Here is a 24,098-nt window from a genome sequence, read left to right on the forward strand (position 1 = left end):
GACCTTCGACCGTGTGCTCCCGACCGCTCTGACCGGACAGTGGGTGGAGAAGGTCGACGTGATCGGATGACGTGGTTCGAGGTGGACGTGGTGGATGAGGTGTTCGGGTTGACGCCGGACGAGGTGGCCGGCGTGCTGCGCACGGCGGCCTTGGCGCCGTCGCTGCACAACACCCAACCGTGGCGGTTCCGGGTCGCCCACGACCGCGTCGAACTGCACGCGGACCCTGATCGGGCGCTCCCGGCGACCGACCCGGAGGGGCGCGAACTGCGGCTGTCGTGCGGCGCGGCGCTGTTCAACCTCCGGCTCGGGCTGCGCGCACGCGGCATCCGGCCGCTGGTCACCTTGCTACCGGGCAGCGACGCGCCCGGCGCGCTAGCCGTAGTCCGTTGGGGTGGGCACCGCGACGCCGACGAGGAGGCCCGCGGGTTGATCGGAGCCGTGCCGAAGCGGCGGTCCAACCGCAAGCCCTTCCACGACGTGCCCGTGCCCGCCACGCACCGGTACGCGCTGGTGCGGGCCGCCGAACGCGAGCGCTCCTGGCTGCACGCCGTCGCCGACCGCGACGAACGCGCCCGCCTGCGAAACCTGGTCGCCAGGGCACACCACATCCAGTCCCAGGATCCTCGCGTGCGCGCCGAGTTGGCCTCCTGGACCGGTCCGCGCACGACGGACGGCGTGCCTCCCGCCTCCGGGGGCGTGCGCCCCGCGCCGCAGGACGAATGGGCCCTGCGCGACTTCCACGCCGCCGAACGCCCACCGGGCAAGGACTACGAGTCCGACCCACTCGTCGTCGTGCTCTGCTCGTTCCAGGACGGACCACTGGGAGACCTGCAAGCCGGCCAGGCGTTGCAACGGGTGCTGCTGACCGGGACGACGCTGGGCCTGTCGGCGTCGTTCATGTCGCAGGCGATCGAAGTCCCGCAGGTGCGCCACGACCTGCGCCGCTCGCTGGGAGGCATGGTCGTGCCGCAGGCCGTGCTGCGCATCGGGTTCGGCTCGCCCGTGCCGGCCAGTCCGCGCCGCGACGTGGCCGACCTGCTGCTGGCCCCCGCGGCGGCCCGGTCCTGATCGAGCCGGGACTTTCGTCCCGGCATGGAGAGCACCGTCGCCTCTGCTCCCGTCCTCCCCGACGGACGACAGTGGACGTATGGACCTCGACACGCAACCCGCCGCTCACCCGGTAGTCGTGCTCGACGACGGCTCGCCCTGGGGCGAGGCGGCGGTGCGGTGGGCCTCCGCGCACGCCGCCCTGCTGGACGCGCCACTGGAGAAGCAGCCGCCCACCGACGACCAGGTGCACGACCTCCTGCTGTTCAGCGCCCGCGCTGAGGTCCTGGTGATCGGCCACCGGGGAACCGACGGGAACTCCTTCGGCCTTGGCCGCCTGATCCTGCCGCTGGTCCGGCACGCCGCGTGCGACGTCGTCGTGGTCCGCGGCACCCCCGAAGCATTGCGCGGCGGGCACCGCCGCGTCACCGCCCTGATTACCGGTGACGAGCGGGACGACCTGGTGCTGCACCGCGCCGTCGACCTCGCCGAGCGCAAGGGCGCGGCGCTGCGCGTGCTGCACGCCGCCCCGGACCTGCCCTCGCGGGCAGACCAGCCGGAACTCCCAGTGACCAGGGCCGACCACGTGCTGCACGACGTCCGGCACACCTCGGTGCTGGCTCGGATGCACCCGCACGAGGCGGTGGCCCGCTACGCCGACACCGACCTGTTCGTCCTGGCCGACCGGGGCCCCGTGACCCGGGCCGCGCTCTACCACGCCCACAGCCCGGTGCTCGTGGCGCACCAGGTTCCCACCGAGGCCCACCACGTCCCGGAACCCCGGACGGCAGGCATCGGCCGAGCCGGGTAGGCCTCCGCTCCCCCACCGTTCCCATCGCGACTACCCGCCCACCGGAGGCGCACCATGACCCGCACCGCGACCGTCGTCACCGAGCACGACATCGCCCATCTGCCTGAGGCCGCCCAGCGCTACCTGCGCTTCACCGGCGTTCTCGGCCGTCCTCGCGACAGCGGGTTCGAGCTGCGTGCCCACGGCTGGTTCCGCCGCAAGCCCACCGACCACTGGACGGCGTGCCGCGTCGAGCAGCGCAACACCGCACCCGACATCAGCCGCGACTTTCACCTGTACCTCAACCTCGCGCACGTGCTGCCGGTCCACGCCATCGACACCTACGACCACGGGCACGGCCACCTGCACGCCACCGCGCTCGGCACGTTCACCGTCGCCGACGCCACCGGCCCCGAGATGGACCGGGCCGAACTCGTCACCTACCTCGACGACGCGCTCCTGCTCGCCCCGTGCACGCTGCTCGACCTGCCCATCACCTGGACCGCCGTCGACGACCGCACCTTCGACGTCACTCTGACCGACCAAGACCTCCAGGTCACCGCCCGCGTCACCACCGACCACCGCGGCGCACCCCACGAGGTCACCACCGACGACCGCTGGGCCGACCTGCCCACCGGCCTGACCAGAACGCGATGGACGACCCCCGTTGACGGCTGGATCCTCGTAGCCGACCGCATGCGCCCCCGCCGGGCCTGCGCCGTCTGGCACCTACCCGAAGGCCCCTTCACCTACGCCCAGTTCGACTTCACCAACGCCGACATCACCTACCACCCGGCAGGCTGAGCACATCGTCCGCCCACCCAGCCGCCACATCGCGCTGCGTCAGGGTCCCAGGAAGTACGACCTGCCCCAGTAGGCGGGGGACGTCCGGGCGCAGTCCATCCGCAGCCGTGCTCCTCACATGGCATTGTGCGGCTTGTGGAGCACCGTCGTGGGCAGTAAGGCGGATCGAGCTGACCACGACGCGCTGGGCGACAATGGCCCTGGTTCCCGTGGCGTGTTGGAACAGCAAGCGGTCGCCTCGTCCGGCGGCGTCGTGGTGCAGGCGGGCGCCAATGCCTCGGTCGTCATCGAACAGCAGGTCCGCCGCCGGGCTCCGGTGTCGTGGCCGGTACGCGTGGGACTTCCTCCGGCGCTCGCCGATCACTACCAGCCGCGTGAGGTGGAACAGCGCTTGGCCGAGGTGCTCACCTCGGACCGGGAGGCTGCCAGGCACCCGTCCGGTGTGGTGCTGTGTGGCCTCGGCGGGGTGGGCAAATCACAACTGGCGGCTCGTACCGCCTGGTCGGTGTGGCGGGACGACGCGGTCGACCTGATCGGCTGGGTGGACGCCGGGGGCAGGTCGGCGATCATCGCCGGGTACCGCGACATCGCGGCACGCGTGCTGCGCGACGAGGTCCTCGCGGACGGGACGGTCGAGGAGGTCGCCGCGGCGGCGCTGTCCTGGCTGGCGACCACCGACCGGCGGTGGTTGCTCGTCCTGGACGACGTGGCCGACCCGCCGACGTGAAGGGCCTGTGGCCGCCGAGCACACCGACCGGACGGCTCGTGGTGACCACGCGGCGCCGGGAGGCCGCGCTGGTGCGGCGCGACCGTCCACTGGTCGAAGTCGGTGTGTTCACCGAGGACGAGGCGCTGGGCTACCTCACCGCGAAGCGGGCCCTCACCACCACCGAGGAGGTTGCCCAGTGGCGGGCGCTGGCCGCCGACCTCGGTCGGTTGCCGCTGGCGCTGGCGCAGGCCGCGGCGTTCATCACCGACAAGCCCCTGCTCACCGTCGCCGGGTACCGCGATCGGCTCGCCGATCGCCGCAAGACCCTCGCCCAAGTCGTGCCCGGCCCGGGGGAACTTCCCGACGAGCACCGGGCGACGGTCGCCGCCACCTGGTCGGCGTCCATCGAGCACGCCGACGGGATCCCACCGGTCGGTCTGGCCCGACCGCTGCTGGAACTGGCCTCGCTGCTCGATCCCGCCGGTGTCCCGGTCGCCGTCTTCACGGCCGACGCGATCCTGGACCACCTCGCCGCCCGGCTCGAGGACCGGGTGGCTGTCGACGACGTGCACGACGCCCTGGGCAACCTGCACCGCCTCAGCCTGGTCGCCCTCGACCCGAGCCGATCCGCCCGTGTGGTCCGGGTCCACGCGCTGGTCCAGCGCGCCGTCCGGGACTCGCTGACATCCGACCACCTGGCGCGGCTCGCGCGCACGGCCGCCGACACCCTGCTGGCGGTGTGGCCGGACGAGGACACCGACGCCGGACTGGGTCTGGCCCTGCGATCGGCCGCGATCACGCTCCACACCCGCACGACACCGGCGCTGTGGAACCCCGGCGGCCACCCCCTGCTCTTGCGCGCCGGGCAGTCTCTCGACGACACCGGCATGCTCACCGAGGCCCTCGCTCACTACGAGGTGCTTCGCGACGAGGCGCGCGACCACCTCGGACCGGACCACCCCGACACGCTGTCCACCGGCCGTGCCCTGGCCGTCGCGAAGATGCGCTCGGGTTGCACCGCGGAATCCCTGACCGACCTCGAACGCCTCGTCGCCGACTACCGCAGGATCCTCGGCGCCGACCACCCGGAAACGCTGAGCACCCGGAACGACCTGGCCCGGGGACGGATCACGGCCAGGGACTTCGCGGGTGCGGTGGCCGAGTTCCGACTTGTGGTCGGCGACTCGCGCGAAGCGCTCGGCGCCGACCACGCCACGACGCTCGCCTACAGGCCAAACCTCGTCGGCGCGCTGCTGGCGGCAGGCGAGCGCTCGTCGGTGACCGGTGAGCTGGAGTTGCTGGAAGCCGACTGCGAGCGTGCACTGGCACCTGAAGACCCTGAAGGCATGGTGATCCGCGGCCGCATCGCCGACTGGTGGGGCGTGGTCTGCGGCGCGGCCGGAGCTGTCGTGGCGCACGAACGGTTGGTGGACAGCCGCACGCGGTTCCCCGGCCCCGATCACCCCGACACACTCGCCGCGCGTGACACCCTCGCCACCTGGCGAGCGGAGTCGGGGAACGCCGAGCGCGCCGTGATCGAGTACGAGAGGTTGCTGGACGACCGCACCCGACTGCTCGGGCCGGACCACCTGGACACCATTCTGAACTGGAACGACCTGGCCATCCTGCGGACGCGCACAGGCGACGCCGCGGGAGGGGTCACCGAGTTCGAGCGCTTGCTCGACCACTGCCTGCGCACACTCGGACCGGACCACCCGCAGACGCTGACCGCCAGGGACAACCTCGCCCACTGCCGAGCCGAAGCAGGGGATGTCACGGGCGCGGTGACGGAACTCGAGCAACTGGTCCAAGACCGAGTGCGACTGCTGGGGCCGGATCACCCGGAAACCCGATCGGCACAGCGGGCGCTCGCGCACCGGCGGGGCGACCCCTCGGACCGCTTCGAGCACATCCGGCGAGCACGAGCCCAGCGGCTCGCCGACTTCCGCCGCGACCGTGCTTGATCGACTTCCGCTACGCGGCCGTCGAGGCCGCGGGAGGCGCCCTACCGCGAAGGATTATCACGTAATCGATCACCGGCTCACTTGCGTCGCACCCACTTCTCCACTTCCACCACGACGTAGGCGACCACGGCCAGCGCCACCACGACTGCCCAGTCCCGCCAGCCGATCGGTGCGGTGTCGAACAGGGCGTTCATCGCGGGCAGGTAGGTGAACAGCAGCTGCAACACGATGGTCACGGCGACGCCCACCAGCAGCCACGGGTTACGGCGGAAACCGACGTGCGGCCGCAGGTTGCGCAGCGAGCGGCAGTTGAACAGGTAGGCGATCTGGGCGGCCACGAAGACGTTCACCGCGACGGTCCGCGCCTGGTCCAGGGTGCCGTCGTGCAGGTGGAAGGCGGCGAACGAGCCGGCCAGCAGCACGGCCGAGACCAGCAGGATGCGCTGCATTAATGCCCCGGTCAGCAGTGGCAGTGACGGTGGCAGTGGTGGGCGGCGCATGACGTCGGGCTCGCGGGGCTCGACGGCCAGGGTCAAGCCCAGGGCGACGGCGGTGGTCATGTTGATCCAGAGGATCTGCACGGGCAGGATCGGCAGGGCTGTGCCGAGCAGGATCGCGGTGAGGATGACCAGGCCCTCGGCCATGTTGGTGGGCAGGGTCCAGATGATGAACTTGCGCAGGTTGTCGAAGACCGCGCGGCCTTCCTCGACGGCGGCGCGGATGGAGGAGAAGTTGTCGTCGGTGAGGACCATGTCGGCGGCCTGCTTGGCGACCTCGGTGCCGCCGCGGCCCATCGCCACGCCGATGTCGGCGCGCCGCAGCGCCGGGGCGTCGTTCACGCCGTCGCCGGTCATCGCGACGACGTGCCCGTCCGCCTGGATCTGCTTGACCAGCTTCAGCTTTTCCTCGGGCGACACGCGGGCGTGCACGGCGTCGTCGGCGAGCGAGAAGTGGGCCGCGATGGCACGGGCGGTGCCGAGGTGGTCGCCGGTGATCATGCGGACCTCGATGCCAGCGTCCTGGCAGGCACGGACCGCCTCGATGGCCTCGGGCCGGGGTGGGTCGTGCATGGCCTGCAGACCCAGGAGCACGGCCCCGTGCAGTGCGTCCTCGGTCAACGGGGTGTTTTCGGGCACGTTCGCCTGGGCGAAAGCCAGCACGCGCATGCCCTGGTGCGCGAGTTGGTCGGCTTCGGTGTGGTCGTTGGAGCCGGTGAACTCGGCGATCCGCTCGACCGCGCCCTTGAGATAGACCACGCCGCCGGCGTGGCGGGTGGCCATGAACCGGCGCTGCGAGGTGAACGGCAGCTCGTCCACCTGTTCGGGCACGTCATCGGGCGTGAGCCCGGCTTTGCGGGCGGACACGACCAGTGCGGCCTCGGTGGGGTCGCCGACGGCGGTCCACTGATCGTCCTGGAGGACGACATGGGCGTCGTTGCAGGCCAGTCCGGCCAGCAGCACTTCGCGCACAGCCGGTGTCGGCGGCGGGAACTCCCCCAGCGGCGAGTAGCCGATGCCGTCGACCTCCCAGCGCTGCCCGTCGGCGACGACCTGGCGGACGGTCATGGCGTTGGCCGTGAGGGTGCCGGTCTTATCGGTGCAGATGACCGTGGTGCTGCCCAGCGTTTCGACCGCGGGCAGGCGGCGGATGACGGCGTTGCGGCGTGCCATGCGGGCCACGCCGATCGCCAGTGTCACCGTGACGGCGGCGGGCAGGCCTTCGGGGATCGCACCGACGGCCAAGGCGACGGCGGCGGTCACCATCTCGGCGAACGGCTCACCGCGCAGCACCCCGATCACCACGCTGACCACGGCCAGGCCGAGGATGACGACGGTGAGCAGCTTGCTGAACCGGGCGAGTTTGCGGGTCAGCGGCGTCTGCACGGTCGTGGTGGTGCCGACGAGCCGGTGGACGTGGCCGATCTCGGTGTCGGCACCGGTGGCGACCACCACGCCACGTCCGCCGCCGGTGGTGACCAGCGTGCCGGAGTAGGCCATGTTGGTGCGGTCTGCCAGCGCGGTGTCGTGCGGCACGGGCAGCGGGTCCTTGTGCGCGGGCTGGGATTCACCGGTCAGCGCCGACTCATCGACCCGCAGCTCCCGGGTGCGCGCCAGCCGCAGGTCGGCGGGCACCTGATCGCCTTCTTCCAGCACCACGAGGTCGCCGGGTACCAGTTCGTCGGAGGTGATGCGGGCGGCGGTGCCGTCGCGGATGACGGTGGCCTCGGTGCGGACCATGGCTTCCAGGGCGTCGAGCGCGCGTTCGGCACGCACCTCCTGCAGGTAGCCGACGATGGCGTTGACCAGCACCACGCCGAGCACGACGGAGGCGTCCACGGTCTCGCCGAGGGCGGCGGTCAGCGCCGCGGCGCCGAGCAGCACGTAGATCAGCGGGTTGTGGAACTGGGCGAGCATCCGTCGCAGGCGTCCGGGGCCGCGCCGCTCGGGCAGCTTGTTCGGTCCGAGCGAGGCCAGCCGCTCACCGGCGACGGGCAGGCCGGTGTCGGCGTCGGTCTCGGCCAGCAGTACGACCTCGTGCACCGGCATGCCGTGCGGCGTGACCTCGCGCTCAGCCGTGGCCGACGGCATGGCCCGCCTCCGGGAAGCTCACGTCGACCACGCCGGGAACCGCTCCCGCGAGGACCGCGGTCACGTGCCGGTCGCACTCGTCGTCCAACGCGTCCACGATCGCCACCCGGCCGTCCGTGACGGTCACCGTCCAGCGGTGCGGGTCGGCGTAGAGGCCCAGGCGGTGCCGGACCTCGGCGGCCAGCGCGCGGTCGTCGCGGCTGATCGCGCGCAGCATGTCGCGGCGGGTGACGATGCCGACCAGCCGCTTGCCGTCCACCACGCACGCGCTGCGCACACCGTGCTCCAGCATCTGCCGGGCCAGCTCCGCCACGTCCGTGCCGGGTGACGCGCCGGTGGCGGGCTCGCTCATCACGTCGGCGACCGTCCGGCGCGGGACGGGACGCGCTCGTGACGGTTGCCCGTGCACGAGCGAGCGCGGGTCGATCGGCAGTCGGTCGCGTAGCGCGTCGGCCTCGGTGACCACGCCCACTAGGGTGCCGGCTCCGTCGACCACCGGCAGGGCGGTGAACCCCTTGGTGGCGAGCAGCGCCGCGGCGTCACGGGCGGTCGTCTCGGGTGAGACGGTCACCACGTCGCGCGTCATGAGGTCACGGACCCTCATCGCCCGGCCCCCTGACCGGCGCCGACCGCGGCCCCGTCGTGCTGCTCGTCGGTGGGAGGGAGGACGACCACCGGCACGGTCGCGTGCCGCACGCAGTGCGCGCTGGTGCTGCCCAACAGGACGCGTCGCATCCGGCTGCCGCTGTGCGAGGCGACCACGAGCATCGACGCATCCCGCGCCTGTGCCTCCAGCGCCTCGGCCGCCGGTCCGCGCACGCAGTGCCGGATGATCTGCGGAAACTCCAGTCGTCCCACGGCGGCGGCGCGCAACGCGTCCTCGACCAGCGCCTCCGAACGGGCTCGCGCGTCTTGCTCGGAGGTCATCGTCCAGTCGGCCATCGGCTCGTAGTCGTAGGCGTTGACTACGTGCAGCGACAGCTTGCGCTGCGTCGCCTCGTCCATGGCCCAGCGCAACGCGCGCTCGCCCGCGGGGGTGCCGTCGATCCCGACCACGATCGGACCTGTGTTCATGACTCCACCTCGTTCAGCTCGATGACGATCTCCGGCGCTCGCCGGAGCGTGTTGTGCACGGTGCAGTGCTGGACCACGGCCAGCAGGGCGGTCTTGTGCCGCTCGGACAGCCCGGACGGGACCCGCACGGCCAGGCACACCTCGGCGACGCGGGCCAGCGGGTCTGACGCCGTCCGGTACTCGGCGGTCACCGCCAGACCGCGGCGCGAGTGGCCGTGGCGGTCGAGGAACCGGCCTGCGTAGAAGGCGGTGCACGCGGCCATCGACGCGACCAGCAGCTCGACCGGGGTGGGGCCCAGGTCGTGGCCACCGGACTCCTGCGGCTGGTCGGTGCGGATCTCGTGGTCGCGCATGCGCACCACGTACTGCTCGCCGGTCTCGTAGGTCACCTCGACCGAGGTGGTGGCGGTGATGGTCATGACGTCCTCCTCGGGTCCCGGCTCGCGCGGTGCGACCACCGAGCCGTCGGCCGACAGCGCCTGGTCGCGGGTCGGGGAGGTGGTCACAGCAGCGGTCCCGGGGTGATGACGGGCTTGGGCTCGACGTGCTCGGGCTTGGGGGCGCGCAGGACCACCACGGGGCAGGTGGCGTGGTGCACGCAGTAAGAGCTGACCGAACCGAGCAACACCTCGCGGACGGGCCCCGCTCCCCTGCTGCCCACCACGAGCAGCGCCGCGTGCTCGGACGCCTTGGTCAGCACGTCGCGGGCGTCGCCCTCGGCGAGCACCGCGCGGACGTCGCCGCCGGCTTCCGCCACGACCTCGTCGAGCACGCGCCGGTGCTCCTCGCGCAGCTTGTCGCGGTCCATCCCGGCGGCGATGGTGGCCGACATCGGCCCGATCACCACGGGGTAGTCCACGTGCCAGGCCAGGACCGCCTCGACCGCGCAGCCGCGCAGCTTCGCCTCCTCGACCGCCCACCGCAACGCCGTCCGGCTGACCGGTGAACCGTCCACGCCCACCACGATCGTCTCGTCCATAACCCCTCCTCGGGTGCTCGCCTCCCAGCCTCCCGACGCGGGATCTGCCTGGTCAGTGGCCGCGGTCCCGTCGGCTCCGGGACCTTCGGCCCTGAAGGCCGCGCGACGTGGGCGGTGGTGCGCATCGACCCCGCAGGGTGATGGCTTAAGTCCCTGTCGGTCCTGCCGTCGCAGGGCGAACGCTCAAGGTGAACGGAGAGGAGAAGGCCATGATCCTGGTTGGTGTGGACGGGTCGCCGGCGAGTCGCGAGGCGCTGCGCTGGGCGTTGGCGCAAGCGGTGAAGACCGGTGACACCGTCGAGGCGACGATGGCGTGGCTGCGCGAACCGGAGTTCGTTGCGGCGACGTCGATGGGCGTGCACCCGCACGCCGACACCCCAGGCTACCGGCACCCCGCGCGCGAGCTCCACGCGATCGTGGAGCAGGTCCGTGCGGCAGTGCCGGGTGCGCCGCCGGTCACCGAGGTGACCATCACCGGTGACGCGGGGACCGCGCTTGCTCAAGCCTCCCGGCAGGCGGACCTGCTCGTGGTCGGCGCCCACGGGCACAGCGGGTTGGCCGGGTTCCTCCCGGGCAGCGTGACCGCGGACTGCCTGCGCCACGCGACGTGCCCGGTCGTGGTCGTACCGCTCGGCCGGACCTGACTCCCACACGGGACGCGCTCACGCGACAAGGGGACCGGTCGACGGACCGGTCCCCTTGTCGCTGACTCGTGTGCTCCCTACTCCGCCGTGGTCGGGCGGACCACGGCCAGCGGGCACGGGGCGTGGTAGACGAGGGCCTGGCTGGTGGAGCCGAGCAGCATGCCGGTGAAGCCGCCTTGGCCGTGGCTGCCCACGACCAGCAGCCGGGCGTCCGCCGCCGCCTTGAGCAGGGCCCGGACAGGGCGGTCGTGGACGACGACCCGCTCCACGGACACGTCCGGGTACTTCTCCTGCCAGCCCGCGAGGCGCTCGGACAGCAGGCGCAACTGCTCCTCCTCGACCTGCGACCAGTCGACGGTGAAACGCGAGTGGAAGGCGCTGTCGACCAGGAAGTCGGTCCACGCGATGACCGCCGTGAGCGGAGCGCCGAGCACAGACGCCTCGGCGAACGCGAAGGCGATCGCCTCCTCGCTCGCCGGCGAGCCGTCCACGCCCACCACCACCGGACCATCCCGGCGGACCTCGTCACGGACGACCACCACCGGGCTCTTGCCGTGCGCGCTGACCGCGACGGCCACCGAACCGACCAGCAGGCCGGAGAAGCCACCCAACCCCTGCGAGCCGAGCACGACCAGCCGAGCCCCGTGCGAGGCGGCGATCAGCGCGGCGGCGGGCCGGTCGATCACGACCGCCGTCTCGACGTCCACCCCGGGGGCAGCCGCACGGGCGGCGGCCACGGCCTCCTCGACCCACTGCCGGCCCTGCTTCTCGAACGCCTCCCGCACCTCGTGGCCGGTCAGCACGATCTCCGGGTAACCGCGGGTAGGCAGCACGAAGGCGTGCACGAGCTTGAGCGGCACGCGGTGCCGTGCGGCTTCCTCGGCCGCCCACTTCGCGGCGGTCAACGCCGATGCCGAGCCGTCCACGCCGACCACGATCGGGGCACTCATCACAGGTTCCTCTCCGAATCCGGTGTCGGGACCGCAGATCAACCCGCGTGTCTCCCTCGTGTTCGACGCTAGGCAGGCGACGCCCCGAGGGCAGTGGTCCTAGGTCCTCAGCGGGCAGGGCCCTTGGGTCACCGCCCGCCACTACCCACGGCCCTGTGCCGCAGACGTAGGGCAGACCACCGTGAAGCCATGACCCACGGAATTCCCGCGCCTGTCGTCGTGGCGGATGACGACTCACCCTGGGGCGAGGCCGCCCTCCGGTGGGCGGCCGAGCACGCCGCATCGACCAGAGCGCCGCTGGAAGTGCACCCGCCCACCGCCGACCCCGTCCACGACCTGATGCTGGCGGGCTCCCGGGCCGACCTCCTCGTAGTCGGCTACCGCGGGGCCAACGGCACGTCGTTCGGTCTGGGCAGGCTGGTGTTGCCGCTGGTCGAGCACGCCGTGTGCGACGTCGTCGTGGTCCGCGGCGCCGCCGAGGCGTTGCGCCGCGACCACCGACGGGTCACCGTGCTGCTGTCCGGTGACGTGGCCGACGACGACCTGGCCCTGGCCCGTGCCGTCGCCTACGCCGAAGGGCAGCATGTGGCGCTGCGTGTCCTGCACGCCACACCGTCGCTGCCGGTGCGGGCCGACGACCCCGTCTGGCCGGTGACCCACGCTGACGACGTGCTGCGCGGCACCCACCACACGACGGTGCTGGCCAGGATGCACCCCCACGAGGCGATCACCCGGTACGCCGACACCGACCTGCTCGTCCTGGCCGGACGCGGTCCGGCCATCCGTACGGCGCTGCACCACGCCCCCTGCCCCGTCCTGGTGGCGCACCGCTACCCGGCAGACGTGGCGGCCCCCCGTTCCGCCGAACACGATCGAGCGCTCCACGGCGTGCGCTGACACGATGGGAGGACCTTGAGCACGCGGTAGGAGGATCTTGGGACCCTGTGTCGGACGGCTTCCCCTGGCGAGGGCAGGTGCAGGTGGAAGACGGGGAGGTGGAGCCGGTGGCCCGGGTGCTTCTGGTGGACGACCACGAGGTGGTCCGCGTCGGCGTGCGGGAACTGCTCAACAGCGCGGACGACCTGGACGTGGTGGGCGAGGCCGGATCGGCGGCCGAAGCGCTGGCCCGGATGCCCGACAGCGGCGCGGACGTTCCCGTGCTCGACGTGCGGCTCCCCGACGGCAACGGCATCGAGCTGTGCCGCGAGCTGCGCTCCCGCGTGCCCGACCTCAAGTGCCTGATGCTCACCTCGTTCACCGACGACGAGGCCCTGTTCGACGCCCGCTCCACCGCCGCCCTACTGGACCGCATCCGCCGCGAACGCGAGGAAGGCGACCCAGTACGCTCGCTCACCGAGCAGGAACGCACCGTGTTCGACTACATCGGCGAGGGCCTCACCAACAAGCAGATCGCCGAGAAGATGTTCCTCGCCGAGAAACCGTCAAGAACTACGCCTCACACCTGCTGGCCAAACTCGGCCTCGAACGCCGCACAAGCCGCCGTCCTCGCCACCCGCCTGCGCAAACCCAGCGCGTCCTCGGAGGGCTGAACCGGCGGAACCTGCCAGGTCAGCCGCGTGCCGCCGCCGCCAGGTTCGGCGGTCACCGCACAGGTGCCCCCAACGCGGCAGCCCGCTGTTCCAGGTTCCGCAGGCCGCTACGGGCCACGATCGACGCCGTCGGGTCCGGGCGGGATCAGGTTCGCGTGCGTGTCGCCGATCAGCTCCGGCTCGGTGGCTTCGTAGGCCGTCTGGTCCTCGACCTCGGCGCCGAATACCTGCACCGGTGCCGCTCGCCCCCTCGTCGGTGTCATGGCCGAGCTGGACCCACCCCACGGCTTGGCGGCGGGCGGTGGCCAGGGTGGTCAGCTCCGCCATCAGGATCACGTAGCCCTGCAGCCACTCCCCCGCCGTGCGGGGCCGTCCCCGCACGTGCGTCACCGGCAAGCTGGCCACGCTCGCCCCGTAGAAGCCACGGCTGCCGAAGGTCACGGTGAAGTCCAGCTCGAGCTCGTCGCCGTCGGCACCCTGCCAGCGCTGCTGGCTTCCGGCGTTCCAGTGCGCGCTGAAGGGGATCTCGCCAGCGGGCACCACGGACCACTGAATCTCGCTCAGCGGCCGGATCGTGGCCAGCTCCGTCAGCCCGCCGACCTGGAACTCGACCATGCCGAATAGCAGGTTGCTCGCCACCTGCAGGCCTACCAGGGCCAACCCGGCGCTCGCGCGGGTCCGGCCCGGGAAGGTGTGCTGCGCGTGGGCGTCCACCAGCACCGCCTCGTAGCCGTTCTCCAGATGGCCTCGCAGACCCCCCTTCGTGCTCGGCCGGGCGTGGCCCGGACTGATAGCTCACCGACCACCACAGCATCGAAGCCGCAGCCCGCACTGCCCGACGCCGCGAGTAGCGCCGAGGCTTGCGGACCGTCGGCCCACGGCACGCGCGACGTAATCCTCAAGTCGAAGAAATCCGTCACGATCACACCGCAGCCGGTGATCGTGTTCTCGGCCATCTCCCGCTGCCACGCCTGCGACACCTCGGGCACTCCGGATCGGACGCGCCGACGCACCCGCAGAACGCAAAACGCGACTCAGGTACGGCGTCGTTCGATCCGACGTGCCGCATCTCACTCGAAACGGAAACTGTCGCCTCCGAAATCCATGTGTTCAGATCAACGATATCTCGAGTGATCACCATGGCCCTCCTGTTCCTAATTCAGTTGCTGCCGTACTCGCATGTCGCGAACTTGCGTTGAACCTTCTCAGCCAGCGTCGCGAGCGTTACCTGAGCGACTAGCGGTGACCATCCGTGACTGTGCCCGAAGCAAGTCACTTCACTGAGCGAAAACTTGGGCGTTATTCAGAAGTGTCACCAGCGAGGCGGTAGTGCTCGAGGCTGGTGACGATGCGGATGACGGTCGGGAGTTCGCTGAGGCGTGCGCGGTAGCCGGTGGCGAGGATCTTCCAGTCCTTCAGGTGGGCGATGGCGTGTTCGACGGCGGCGCGGATGGCGCTGACGCTGGTGTTCCAGATCTTGTCGGCGGGTGTGTGGGTCTTGTGGCCTGGGCGTTTGCGGCGCGGTCGGATCGCGGGGGTGCCTTGGTAGCCCAGGTCGGCGACGACCTGGTTGTCGGTCAGGAGCAGGTTCAGGCCGGTGAGGGTGTAGGCCCTGCTGTCGTGGGTGCGGCCCTCGACGGGGCCGGTCACGGCGAGCAGGGTGCCGTCCAACGCTGCCAGGACCTGCGCCGTCACGCCGGGTCGGCGGTGTTTGCTGTTGTAGTTGGCCTTGCGGTGGGAGGCGTGCTCGTGGGTGGGGATCAGGGCGCCGTCGACCAGGACCACCCGGCCGCGCAGTGCTTCGGGCAGGGGCGGGGTGTGCGGGCAGGTGACCTGGCCGAGCAACGGGGCGATGCGGCGGAAGACGCGGGAGACGGTGGGTTGGGAGACTCCGAACCAGTCCGCCGCGACGGTCTGGGCCAAATTCTGGCGTAACAGCACGAGGGTGAGCAGGACCGATCGGTACAGGCCCAGTGCCGCGGGACGCCCCGTCGGCCGGTGCGACGGGCCCAGGACCTGGTGGATCGGGGCGACCAACTCCTGGATCTGGTCATGATCGAGCCCGGTCGTAGACTGGTAGCGCAACAGCCCCGCCTCGTGGTGGATCGTTTCTGTGGAAGGAAACCGACCCTACCCAGACGGGGCTGTTGCGCTACCACCCCAAGATTAACCTTCTGAATAACGCCCCTTGAGTGAGGAATTCCCCACTCTTACACAGGAGCCTCGAACGGCCGCTAAGCTGGACTTATGAGCCACTCCCCTTCGGGGGGAGTGAGAAATTGTCCGCACGCGCGTGTTCGGGCAAACCCGGACACATTGTTACCACACGGAGCAGGTTCCCGATGTCGGCGAACCGGCTCTGCGCGCTTTTTGTTGTCTCGCAAAAATGCGGTGAGCGACCCGTCAATCTCGACGTGTCGGCGTGACAGATGATCACGGCCTGATTGGCGCGGATTCGTTGGGCGATGGCGCGTGAGCTGCCTGCCGCCGGTAGGTGCAGGGCACGGCCGATCCGGGTGAGCAGGTATTTCCGAACGCGGTCAGCCGTGATGGAGGGCCACGGCGGCGGCTCCGACGAGGGCGAGCGCGAAGGTGGGCAGCGCGGCGAGCTGCGGGAGCAGCGTGTCAGCGGCCGCCGCCATCAGCGCACCGCATACGAGAGCGGGTGCGGCGATCGCGGCACCCGCCCACCAGGATCCGATCATCGCGGCGGCGACCGCGCATGCGGTCAGGAGCACGCATCCGAGCAGTACCAGATACCCGCCGGTCCGGATGGCGGCGACGGCGTCCGGTGTGCGTTCGAACTGGAAGTTCTTCACCAGTCCCGCACCGAGGATACCGAGGCCGACCAGCACGGCGAGCGCGACCAGGAGGCGCACGACGGGGTGGGAACCGGTCATCGTGCGCCTCCTGGGGGTTCAGCCGGGCTCGACGGTCAGCGCCGGAAGCGGAAGACGGCGTCGTGCGTGCTGCCGTCGTCCAGGGTCAGGACGAGTCTGCGGCAGGTGCCGGCCCACGAGGACTCGGTCTTCCACACGTACTGGTACAACCCGGTCGTCGGGTCGTAGGTCAGCATGCTGCCACCTGCGGCCGTCGTGGTCTCGACCTCGTCCACGGGGTCGCCCGAGTTGCAGTCGATCTGCACCGAACTCGGCGATCCGGGGGCCAGGACGCCGAGCCCGTGGTCGCCGCCGAGACCGAACTTGAGCGGCACCGCGCGACCGGCCTGCATCGTGTTGACCGTCGGCGGGTTGTCCACCGGTGCCTTGAACCCGGCGAACTCGTATTTGGAGATCGTCACGGTCGTGGTCGCCGAGGTGAACGCCTCGCCGCCGCGGTCGTCCTTGACCGCGAGGGTGGTCAGGTACTTGTCGGGTGTGGTGTAGGTGTGGGTGACCCTGCTGCCGGTGGCGGTGGTGCCGTCGCCGAAGTCCCACACGTACTCGACCAGGTTGCCGTCGGGGTCGCGGCTGGCGCCGGCGTCGACGGCGACCGTGCGCCCGGACAGCGTCTGGGTGAACGAGGCGGTCGGCAGCGCGTTGGGTGCAGGCGGGTTGTGCACCGTCAGGCGCGACTCCTCGCCCTCGGGCGCGACGACGCGGCCGAACAGCGTCGCTGTCCAGGTGCCCGGCTCGGGGTTGGCGATGTGGTAGCTCTCGAAGGTCGACCCCACGTCGTGTTGGATGTTCGCCTCCTGCGTCGTGCGCGTGTAGGTACGCCCGGACGGGGAGGTGAGGCTGAGCACGACATCGCTGCCCGGCCACTGGTTGGCCACGCTGAGCTCGGGGCCCGCCGACACGGTGAACTGGTGGTTGATCGTCTGCCCGGGGCGGACGTTGAACAGGTTGCCCGGCGGCAGGGACACCAGGGCACGGGCCACGTGGTCGGTGATGATGGTGTGCCCGGTCTGGTTCGGGTGGTAGGACTCGACCCGGTTCAACGGCCGGATCCCGTTGAGTAAGTGGTCGTTGTTGGCACCGCACAGCTCGCGGCCCTCGGGGGCGTCGTAGATGTCCACGACCTGGAGGCCGAGCCTGCCCGCCGCGTCGCGGATGGCGTCGTCCAGGCGGCGGATACCGGCGTTGATCCACCGCTGGTCGGTGCGGCGCACCCCGGCGCAGTAGTCGTCGGTGTAGCGGTTGCCCGCCCCGCCATTGACGTAGAACCGCGGGTAGGTGACCACGACGATCCGCGCGAACGGCGCGCGTTCCCGCAACTCCTGGTAGATGTCCCGCAGCCGCCCGCCGCCGACCAGAGCGGTGAAGTTGCGCTCCAACTGGTCGGCGTAGCGCTGCTGGCAACTGGTGTCGGAGAACGGGTTGAGCCGGTCCAGGACCGTGTTCAGGATGCAGCCGCTGAGGATGTCGGAGAACTGCATGTCGTTGCCGCCGATGCCGATCGTCACCAATTTGGTGCTCGGGCCAAGGCGGTCCAGTTGGGCGATGCCGTCGTTGTACGGCGGCCGGTCGGGCGAGGAGGTCACCGACAGGTCGTTGATGACCGCTCCGCTGCACGCGCCGAAGTCGAGGGTCAGGTGGACCACACCGCGGTCGAGGAGCTGCCTCGGGTAGGCGTGTGTGGAGCGGTGGCAGTGGTTGGCGCCGGAGTCGGTCGGCGCGATGTAGTCCCCCGCGCCCTCACCGCTCTGGAACGAGTCACCCAACGCCACGTAGTCGGTCAGCGGCGCGCCGCCCGCGCGGACGCGGAACACGTGACGACCGACGACGGGGCTGTCGGTGCTGGTGCGGGCCAGCCCGGTCGGGCTGGAGTCGAGGAACGCGCCGCTGACCATCGAGCCGGGCAGTTCGTAGGAGGTGCCGGGCGTGCCGGTGCCGTTGGAGAAGCCGGCCACCGCGGGCGTGCCACCGATGCCACCGCTGCCGCCACTGGCGTCACCGGTCTCCCACTGGACCTTGTCATAGTTGAAGACGATGTCGAAGTCGCCGACACCGGCGTCCTCGCGTTGCACCAGCAGTAACTGGAAGCTGTTGAGCTTGTCGGTGTGCTGGTTGTAGTAGCCGACGTCGGCCCAGTTCACACACAGCGCGCGGTGCCCCTGGTAGGTCGTGTTGCCCCACCCATAGCGCACGGTGTTCCCTTGCCGGGTGTCCACGTCGGCGAAGAACGGCGCGATGATCTGGCGGCTCGTGCTGGCCAGACCGAACGGGGTGTACGTGCCGAGCGGGCTGTCGAACGTCACGTTGCCGTTGTTGTTGACGAACAGCGACTCGAACGTCTGCCCGTAGAAGTTGACCCCGAAGGGCAACGAAACCCGGTTGGTGTAGTAGTCGTCATTGGCGGTGAGTTCGTTCTGGGTGCAGTCCGCAGAGTCGATCACCGCACCGGTCGCGGCATTCGCCTGCATCACCGCGGAGGTGCCGAGCACCAGGGACATGATTCCGAGCACGGCGAAGCCGCGTAATGATCGTAGCCGCACGAGATCCCTCCAGCCGTCAAAGGCAGATTTGCCCCGATAACCCTTCACACGAGGTCACTTGATGCGACCTTTGCCGAATCCATCGAGAGTTCCGGCGACCGCGTTACCGGCGGGCGCAATACAGCCGCAGCGGAGTCACGCGATTCCACAGCGTCACTACTGTCGCGAGAGTACATTTTGCGTTCGGCTTGTCCCACGACCTGTCGATTGCGGTCATGGCCCTGTCCGCCCGGCGGCGGGTACTCGGCTCCCCCGGCTCGGAACGCCTCCCGCGGACGGGTGGCGTGGAGGGCGACGTGGAACCCGGCCTGTCGGCGCCGACGCGGGGGTGTTGGCGGGCGGATCGATCGTCGGAGAGGCTGGCGCGGGGAGCGAGTCGTGTAAGCCGGTGCATCGACCTGGCCCGCAGGCGCGTCTGGCTGATCCGCCTCCGAAATCGTCGCGCAGCTCAAGGTCAGCAGGAGTTGTTCGCCGGCCTTTCCAACGATCTCCGGTTCCGGGTCTGTCATGGATGGGCTGCGGTGCCAGGAGTCTGCGTGGTGTGCGCGCTCGTCCGGTGGCGCCGCGGTCGAGCAGCGTGATGCCAGCGGTGTCGCAGCGGATGACGAGTCCGAGTTCGTCGACCGGCCGTGCGGTCTGCTCCAGGCCTGGGTTTTCGGCGATGCCCGCGGCGGTGAGGTGGGCGGCGATGCGGGCGGTGGTGTGTCCGTGGCGGCAGCGGTAGGCGGCACGACCGTGCGAGCGATGTGAGTCCATCTTCCGCCCGCACACCCCGCGCTGGAGGCTGCCCGCCAACAGGTAGACGCACTCGCCGCCATGTCGACTAGGGCCTCGACCGGCGCGAGGTCGCGGTTCACGGTCTCGATCGGGTACGACGCGTGTCGTCCACGGCCTGTGTCGGTGATCGATCGGACCGGTTCCTCCGGCCCGATCCGGTGCTGCGGGCGATGGGCGTAGTCGTCACGCCGGCCGACAGTTCCCCCGGTCGAGTGAGGCGATCCGTGGCGATGCCACAGCGGGTCTTCGTGTCGATCGATTTCGTTCCGGTTGCGACAGTCAAGAGCCCACATACCGTCTTGACCTGGAGTAACAGGTTCCCAAGCGAGCACAGCGCCCGCGAAGATGACTTGATCCCTCAAGTAATCTAACCCACCGATGAGTTGACGCTTCAACTAACACGACCTACATTCAGTTGAAGCGTCAACTCATCGTGAAAGGTTCGACACCGTGAACGTCACCCTGTGGATCATCGCGAGCGTCTTGGCCGTCGCGTTCCTCCTGGCCGGCCTGATGAAGCTGGCCCAGCCGAAGGAGAAGTTGGCCGCGTCCGGCATGGCCTGGACCGGCGACTTCTCCGCCGGCGCGGTGAAGGCCATCGGCGCCGTGGAGGTACTCGGCGCGCTCGGCCTGATCCTGCCCGCGGCCCTGGGCATCGCACCGGTCCTGACGCCGCTGGCGGCCACCGGGTTGGCACTCACCATGCTCGGCGCGGCCGTCGTGCACGCACGCCGCAAGGAGAACCAGATGATCGGCGCCAACGTCGTCCTGCTGGCCCTGGCGGCCGTCGTGGCCTGGGGCCGGTTCGGCCCTTAAGCCTTCTGCCCCCTTCGACATCCCACGAAACCTTTGGAGAAAGCCATGCGCGCGTTCAACGTCCCCGAGTCCGGCGCCCAGCCCGTCGTCTCCGACCTGCCCGTCCCGGAAGTCACCGACGGCACCGTTCTCGTCCGGGTGAAAAGCGCCGCCCTCAACGCCATCGACAACAGCCTGGCCACCGGAGCGATGGCCGCGATGATGCCCCACGCCTACCCGCTGGTGGTCGGCCGGGACGCGGCCGGTGTGGTCGAGGCGGTCGGCGTGGGCGTCGACCACGTGGCGGTGGGCGACGAGGTCCTCGGGCACGTCCTGCTCACCCCGCCCGTCCAGGCCGGCACCATCGCCGAGTACGCGCTGTTCCCCGCCGCGGCGGTGACGGCCAAGCCCGCCGGACTGGACTTCGACCGGGCCGCGGCCCTGCCGCTCGCCGGCGCCGCCGCGTTCGCCTCCGTCGAAGCGCTCGACGTGCAGCCGGGGCAGGTCGTCCTGGTGACCGGCGCCACCGGCGGCGTCGGCTCCTACGCCGTGCAGCTGCTGGCCGCCCGCGGGGCGACCGTCGTGGCCACCGGAACCGCGTCCGACGCCGACCGACTCACCGGCCTCGGCGCCACGACAGTGGTCGACCACACGTCCGGCACCCCGGTCGCCGAGCAGGTCACCACCTCCTACCCCGACGGTGTCGACGGCCTCGTCGACCTCGTCTCCTACAGCCCCGACGGGCTGGCGCTGGGCGCCGTCCGCAAGGGCGGCAAGGTCGCCAGCACTCTCGGTGCCGCCGACGAGCAGGTCCTCGCCGAGGCCGGGCTGACCGGCAGCAACATCATCGCCGCCCCCGTCCGGGAAGTGCTCGAACCGCTGGCCGCCCAGGCCGCCGAGGGCACGCTCAAGGTCGACGTCACCACGGTCCTGCCCTTGGAGCAGGCCGGCGACGGTCTCGCGACCATCGCTGCGGGCCACGCCCGCGGCAAGATCATCGTCAACGTCGCCGACTGAGCCAACCACCGCCCCCCTCCTGCCCGGCAACGGGCGACAGCCTTCGCGAAAGGAACACCCATGATCGTCGTCACCGGCGCCACCGGCCAGCTCGGCCGCCTCGTCGTGCAAGACCTGCTCACCCGCGTCCCCGCCGACCAGGTCGTCGCGGCCGTCCGCTCCCCCGAGAAGGCCACCGACCTCGCCGAACGCGGTGTCCACGTCCGCGAGGCCGACTACGACCGCCCTGACACCCTCAAGGCCGCGTTCAAGGGCGCCGACAAGGTCCTGCTCATCTCGGGCAGTGACGTCGGCCGCCGCGTCCCTCAGCACCAGGCCGTCATCGACGCCGCCAAGGAGGCCGGTGTCAGCCTGCTGGCCTACACCAGCGTCCTGCACGCCGACACCTCCACCGTGGCCGTCGCCCCCGAGCACAAGGCCACCGAAGAGGCGATCAAGGCCGGCGGCCTGACCTACAGCCTGCTGCGCAACGGTTGGTACAACGAGAACTACGTCCCGACCGCCCGGCAGGGCGCGGCCACCGGCACCGTCATCGGCAGCGCGCGCGATGGCCGCGTCGCCGCCGCCTCGCGCGCCGACTACGCCGCCGCGGCGGCCGTGGTCCTCACCGAGGACGGCCACGCCGACACCGTCTACGAACTGTCCGGTGACACCGCCTGGACCATGGACGACCTCGCGGCCGACATCTCCGCCGTCGCCGGCACCCCGGTCGTCTACCAGGACCTGCCCGCCGAGGCCCACGCCAAGGCGCTCACCGAGGCCGGCCTGCCCGAGCCCGTCGTGGGGATGCTCGTGTCGATCGACGCGAGCATCGCCGCCGGCTGGCTGGCCGACACGACCGGCGACCTGTCCCGGCTCATCGGCCGCCCCACCACCCCGCTGCGCACGACCCTCGCCGCCGCGCTCGTCAACTGAACGACCGCCCGGTGAACAGCCCCCACCGAACCCCCTCGTCACTTCCAAGGAGATCCCCTGTGTCCACCACCTCCTCCCCTGCCACGCCCTCGGCGCGTCCTGCGCGGTCGAAACCCGGTCGCGTCGCCGGTCTGCTGATCGCGGGCATCGTGGTCGCGAGCATCGCCAACGCGGTGATCACCCTGGTCGCGCGCGCCGCCGGCGCCTCGGCCGACTTCCAGCCCCTCCAGCCCGGGGCGTACGTCACCTTCACCGTCCTGGGCATCCTGCTGGGCGCGGCGGGCTGGGCGGTGATCCGCCGCCGGTCGACCAACCCGCGCGCCCTGCTGTCCTGGCTGGTCCCCCCCGTGCTGGTCGTGTCCTTCGTCCCTGACCTGATGATGTTCGTCAGCGACTACACGCCGAACGCCAACACCGCCGGGATCGTCGGGCTGCTGGTCATGCACGTGGCGGTCGCCGCCGCGGCCGTCGCCACCTACCTGCGTGCCTTGCCCCTGGGCGACACGTCCGGAAGCTGACCTCGTGGACCAAGCAGCCGCCATCGGACTTGAACGGTCAAATTATCCTGAGGGCATGAGCACCGACGAGCCCCACTGGTTGGACGACGAGGAACAGCAGACCTGGCTCGCCATGGTCAGCATGCTGGTCAGCCTCCCCGCCGCCCTCGACGCCCAACTGCAACGCGACGCCGGCATCTCCCACTTCGAGTACCAGGTCCTCGCCGGTCTCTCCATGTCCCCCGAACGCACCCTGCGGATGAGCGACCTGGCCGAGTTCGCCGAAGCCTCGCTCTCCCGCCTCTCCCACACCGCCAAGCGCCTGGAGGGCAAGGGCTGGCTCACCCGCAAGCCCGACCCCGCGGACGGCCGGTTCACCCTCGCCATCCTGACCGACGCCGGCTGGGACAAGGTCGTCGCCACCGCACCGGGTCATGTCGCCGAGGTGCGCCGACTGGTCATCGACCCCCTGACGAAGGCGCAAGCCAAGCAGGTGCGGGAGATCAGCCGCCGCGTCAAAGACGCCATCAACCCCCAGCGCACCTGCCCTCCCACCCTCCCCACCTGACCGGCGGGCGCCTCAGCAGCCCGGAACGAGGAACACCCGATGAACGACATCTTCAACCCGGCCAAGCCGGCAGGGGCCTACGACGACCTCCTCGCCGCAGTCCTGCCGCAGGCGCGCGGCCACCGCTCGTGGACCCCGGTCGACGGTCCGCTGCCCGCCCTGTTCGTCAGCCACGGCGCGCCGCCCACGCTCGACGACCCGATCTGGTTGCGCGACCTGTTCGCCTGGGGCCAGTCCCTGCCCAAGCCGCGCGGCATCGTGATCGTCTCGGCGCACTGGGAGGACGCACCGCTCACCATCTCCAGCCCGAACGCCGCAACGCCGCTGTACTACGACTTCGGCGGCTTCCACCCCCGCTACTACACACTCCAGTACGCGACGCCCGACGCCACCGCGCTCGCCCGGCGGATCGCGGGAACGCTGAGCGACACGACCTCACTGCACCAACACCCGAACCGCGGCCTGGACCACGGCGCTTTCATCCCGCTGATGGCCATGTACCCCGCCGCCGACGTACCCGTCGTCCAGCTCAGCATGCCGAGCCTCGACCCGACGGCCCTGCTGAACCTGGGAGCGCGGCTGAAGTCGTTGCGCGAAGAAGGCTTCCTCGTCATCGGCTCGGGCTTCATGACGCACAGCTTCGCGGTCATGCGCAACCCCGGGTTGGTCGGGCACACCCGCGAGTTCGACACCTGGGCCGCCGACGCGATCGCCCGCCGCGACGTCGACGCGCTCATCGACTACCAGGCGAAGGGCCCCGGCGCCGCCATCGCCCACCCGACGGCAGACCACTTCGTACCGCTGCTGCTCACCCTCGGCGCGGCGGACGACGAGGACCGTCCCCCGACGACGGTGATCGAGCGGGAGGTCTTCCACAACTCGATCCGGTCGTTCCAGGCGGCCTGACACCACGGCCGACGGCGACTCCACCGCCGAATCCCCGACGTACGGCGCCGGTCCGGTCGATGGCGACGAACCGCCCCCCGTCGC

At 70.8% G+C, this 24,098-nt stretch carries 23 protein-coding genes and 1 pseudogene; 14 read left to right on the forward strand and 10 right to left on the reverse strand.

The window, feature by feature from the left end:
• Positions 1–66: 66 nt before the first annotated feature.
• From IOD16_RS18600 to IOD16_RS18620, 5 genes are all read left to right on the forward strand, one after another.
• Complete coding sequence (locus IOD16_RS18600) at positions 67–1,071, forward strand: Acg family FMN-binding oxidoreductase (RefSeq protein ID WP_201441059.1); 1,005 nt, start codon at positions 67–69, stop codon at positions 1,069–1,071.
• Positions 1,072–1,150: 79 nt separating this feature from the next.
• The gene (locus tag IOD16_RS18605; protein WP_201441060.1) at positions 1,151–1,861 is read left to right on the forward strand and encodes a universal stress protein; all 711 of its coding nucleotides are present in this window, start codon (positions 1,151–1,153) and stop codon (positions 1,859–1,861) included.
• A gap of 54 nt (positions 1,862–1,915) precedes the next feature.
• Positions 1,916–2,644, forward strand: coding sequence for a DUF6544 family protein (locus IOD16_RS18610; protein WP_201441061.1), 729 nt, complete (start codon positions 1,916–1,918; stop codon positions 2,642–2,644).
• 133 nt (positions 2,645–2,777) lie between these two features.
• On the forward strand, positions 2,778–3,371 hold the full coding sequence (locus tag IOD16_RS18615) for a hypothetical protein (protein ID WP_236595086.1): 594 nt from the start codon (positions 2,778–2,780) through the stop codon (positions 3,369–3,371).
• A complete protein-coding gene (locus IOD16_RS18620; protein ID WP_201441063.1) occupies positions 3,368–5,317 on the forward strand; it encodes a tetratricopeptide repeat protein in 1,950 nt (649 codons plus the stop codon). Before IOD16_RS18615 ends, IOD16_RS18620 begins: the two co-directional genes overlap by 4 nt.
• Positions 5,318–5,394: 77 nt before the next feature.
• On the opposite strand, the gene IOD16_RS18625 is transcribed toward IOD16_RS18620, so the two are convergent.
• From IOD16_RS18625 to IOD16_RS18645, 5 genes are read right to left on the reverse strand one after another with little or no spacing between them, the layout of a single operon-like run.
• The gene (locus IOD16_RS18625) at positions 5,395–7,905 is read right to left on the reverse strand and encodes an HAD-IC family P-type ATPase (protein ID WP_201441064.1); all 2,511 of its coding nucleotides are present in this window, start codon (positions 7,903–7,905) and stop codon (positions 5,395–5,397) included.
• Positions 7,886–8,509 (reverse strand): CBS domain-containing protein, encoded by a 624-nt coding sequence (locus IOD16_RS18630; RefSeq protein ID WP_201441065.1) that lies wholly within the window; start codon positions 8,507–8,509, stop codon positions 7,886–7,888. Before IOD16_RS18630 ends, IOD16_RS18625 begins: the two co-directional genes overlap by 20 nt.
• Positions 8,506–8,979 (reverse strand): universal stress protein, encoded by a 474-nt coding sequence (locus tag IOD16_RS18635; RefSeq protein ID WP_201441066.1) that lies wholly within the window; start codon positions 8,977–8,979, stop codon positions 8,506–8,508. The genes IOD16_RS18630 and IOD16_RS18635 overlap by 4 nt, the downstream gene beginning before the upstream one ends.
• Positions 8,976–9,485 (reverse strand): OsmC family protein, encoded by a 510-nt coding sequence (locus tag IOD16_RS18640; protein ID WP_201441067.1) that lies wholly within the window; start codon positions 9,483–9,485, stop codon positions 8,976–8,978. The genes IOD16_RS18635 and IOD16_RS18640 overlap by 4 nt, the downstream gene beginning before the upstream one ends.
• Complete coding sequence (locus IOD16_RS18645) at positions 9,482–9,958, reverse strand: universal stress protein (RefSeq protein WP_201441068.1); 477 nt, start codon at positions 9,956–9,958, stop codon at positions 9,482–9,484. Before IOD16_RS18645 ends, IOD16_RS18640 begins: the two co-directional genes overlap by 4 nt.
• A gap of 209 nt (positions 9,959–10,167) precedes the next feature.
• Here IOD16_RS18645 and IOD16_RS18650 point away from each other — a divergent pair, with 209 nt between their 5' ends.
• Positions 10,168–10,602 (forward strand): universal stress protein, encoded by a 435-nt coding sequence (locus IOD16_RS18650; RefSeq protein WP_201441069.1) that lies wholly within the window; start codon positions 10,168–10,170, stop codon positions 10,600–10,602.
• A gap of 77 nt (positions 10,603–10,679) precedes the next feature.
• Here IOD16_RS18650 and IOD16_RS18655 read toward each other — a convergent pair whose 3' ends face one another.
• Positions 10,680–11,552 (reverse strand): universal stress protein, encoded by an 873-nt coding sequence (locus IOD16_RS18655; protein ID WP_201441070.1) that lies wholly within the window; start codon positions 11,550–11,552, stop codon positions 10,680–10,682.
• 189 nt (positions 11,553–11,741) lie between these two features.
• Here IOD16_RS18655 and IOD16_RS18660 point away from each other — a divergent pair, with 189 nt between their 5' ends.
• Both IOD16_RS18660 and IOD16_RS40420 read left to right on the forward strand, forming a co-directional pair.
• Positions 11,742–12,449 (forward strand): hypothetical protein, encoded by a 708-nt coding sequence (locus tag IOD16_RS18660; RefSeq protein WP_201441071.1) that lies wholly within the window; start codon positions 11,742–11,744, stop codon positions 12,447–12,449.
• 107 nt (positions 12,450–12,556) lie between these two features.
• Positions 12,557–13,102, forward strand: a pseudogene (locus tag IOD16_RS40420) (response regulator transcription factor).
• 107 nt (positions 13,103–13,209) lie between these two features.
• Here IOD16_RS40420 and IOD16_RS41020 read toward each other — a convergent pair.
• From IOD16_RS41020 to IOD16_RS18680, 4 genes are all read right to left on the reverse strand, one after another.
• Positions 13,210–13,335: a hypothetical protein gene (locus IOD16_RS41020; protein WP_268957727.1), complete on the reverse strand. Its 126-nt coding sequence runs from the start codon at positions 13,333–13,335 to the stop codon at positions 13,210–13,212.
• A 1,066-nt stretch (positions 13,336–14,401) separates the two neighbouring features.
• Positions 14,402–15,187 (reverse strand): transposase family protein, encoded by a 786-nt coding sequence (locus IOD16_RS18670; protein ID WP_201441072.1) that lies wholly within the window; start codon positions 15,185–15,187, stop codon positions 14,402–14,404.
• 455 nt (positions 15,188–15,642) lie between these two features.
• Positions 15,643–16,002, reverse strand: a complete 360-nt coding sequence (locus tag IOD16_RS18675; RefSeq protein WP_201441073.1) for a hypothetical protein — start codon at positions 16,000–16,002, stop codon at positions 15,643–15,645.
• Positions 16,003–16,037: 35 nt separating this feature from the next.
• Complete coding sequence (locus IOD16_RS18680; RefSeq protein WP_201441074.1) at positions 16,038–18,587, reverse strand: PxKF domain-containing protein; 2,550 nt, start codon at positions 18,585–18,587, stop codon at positions 16,038–16,040.
• Positions 18,588–19,766: 1,179 nt separating this feature from the next.
• On the opposite strand from IOD16_RS18680, the gene IOD16_RS18685 reads away from it, so the two are divergent.
• The 6 genes from IOD16_RS18685 to IOD16_RS18710 are packed head-to-tail and all read left to right on the forward strand — an operon-like array spanning position 19,767 to position 24,014.
• Entirely contained in the window at positions 19,767–20,132 is a 366-nt protein-coding gene (locus tag IOD16_RS18685) for a DoxX family protein (RefSeq protein WP_201441075.1), read from the forward strand.
• Positions 20,133–20,177: 45 nt separating this feature from the next.
• The gene (locus tag IOD16_RS18690; protein ID WP_201441076.1) at positions 20,178–21,128 is read left to right on the forward strand and encodes an NADP-dependent oxidoreductase; all 951 of its coding nucleotides are present in this window, start codon (positions 20,178–20,180) and stop codon (positions 21,126–21,128) included.
• A gap of 60 nt (positions 21,129–21,188) precedes the next feature.
• On the forward strand, positions 21,189–22,043 hold the full coding sequence (locus IOD16_RS18695; RefSeq protein ID WP_201441077.1) for an SDR family oxidoreductase: 855 nt from the start codon (positions 21,189–21,191) through the stop codon (positions 22,041–22,043).
• A gap of 59 nt (positions 22,044–22,102) precedes the next feature.
• Positions 22,103–22,561 (forward strand): DUF6069 family protein, encoded by a 459-nt coding sequence (locus IOD16_RS18700; protein WP_201441078.1) that lies wholly within the window; start codon positions 22,103–22,105, stop codon positions 22,559–22,561.
• A gap of 55 nt (positions 22,562–22,616) precedes the next feature.
• Positions 22,617–23,108, forward strand: coding sequence for a MarR family winged helix-turn-helix transcriptional regulator (locus tag IOD16_RS18705; protein ID WP_201441079.1), 492 nt, complete (start codon positions 22,617–22,619; stop codon positions 23,106–23,108).
• Between the two features lie 39 nt (positions 23,109–23,147).
• Entirely contained in the window at positions 23,148–24,014 is an 867-nt protein-coding gene (locus IOD16_RS18710; RefSeq protein WP_201441080.1) for a DODA-type extradiol aromatic ring-opening family dioxygenase, read from the forward strand.
• The last annotated feature ends 84 nt before the right edge of the window (positions 24,015–24,098 follow it).

The organism is Saccharothrix sp. 6-C, from assembly GCF_016695385.1.
Classification (GTDB): domain Bacteria; phylum Actinomycetota; class Actinomycetes; order Mycobacteriales; family Pseudonocardiaceae; genus Actinosynnema; species Actinosynnema texasense.

Coding starts and splice junctions, on each gene's coding strand:
- IOD16_RS18605 (WP_201441060.1), top strand. CDS start 1,151: ATGGACCTCGACACGCAACCCGCCGCTCACCCGGTAGTCGTGCTCGAC.
- IOD16_RS18625 (WP_201441064.1), bottom strand. CDS start 7,905: ATGCCGTCGGCCACGGCTGAGCGCGAGGTCACGCCGCACGGCATGCCG.
- IOD16_RS18655 (WP_201441070.1), bottom strand. CDS start 11,552: ATGAGTGCCCCGATCGTGGTCGGCGTGGACGGCTCGGCATCGGCGTTG.
- IOD16_RS18695 (WP_201441077.1), top strand. CDS start 21,189: ATGATCGTCGTCACCGGCGCCACCGGCCAGCTCGGCCGCCTCGTCGTG.
- IOD16_RS18705 (WP_201441079.1), top strand. CDS start 22,617: ATGAGCACCGACGAGCCCCACTGGTTGGACGACGAGGAACAGCAGACC.
- IOD16_RS18675 (WP_201441073.1), bottom strand. CDS start 16,002: ATGACCGGTTCCCACCCCGTCGTGCGCCTCCTGGTCGCGCTCGCCGTG.
- IOD16_RS18650 (WP_201441069.1), top strand. CDS start 10,168: ATGATCCTGGTTGGTGTGGACGGGTCGCCGGCGAGTCGCGAGGCGCTG.
- IOD16_RS18630 (WP_201441065.1), bottom strand. CDS start 8,509: ATGAGGGTCCGTGACCTCATGACGCGCGACGTGGTGACCGTCTCACCC.
- IOD16_RS18610 (WP_201441061.1), top strand. CDS start 1,916: ATGACCCGCACCGCGACCGTCGTCACCGAGCACGACATCGCCCATCTG.
- IOD16_RS18645 (WP_201441068.1), bottom strand. CDS start 9,958: ATGGACGAGACGATCGTGGTGGGCGTGGACGGTTCACCGGTCAGCCGG.
- IOD16_RS18710 (WP_201441080.1), top strand. CDS start 23,148: ATGAACGACATCTTCAACCCGGCCAAGCCGGCAGGGGCCTACGACGAC.
- IOD16_RS18600 (WP_201441059.1), top strand. CDS start 67: ATGACGTGGTTCGAGGTGGACGTGGTGGATGAGGTGTTCGGGTTGACG.
- IOD16_RS18660 (WP_201441071.1), top strand. CDS start 11,742: ATGACCCACGGAATTCCCGCGCCTGTCGTCGTGGCGGATGACGACTCA.
- IOD16_RS18635 (WP_201441066.1), bottom strand. CDS start 8,979: ATGAACACAGGTCCGATCGTGGTCGGGATCGACGGCACCCCCGCGGGC.
- IOD16_RS18690 (WP_201441076.1), top strand. CDS start 20,178: ATGCGCGCGTTCAACGTCCCCGAGTCCGGCGCCCAGCCCGTCGTCTCC.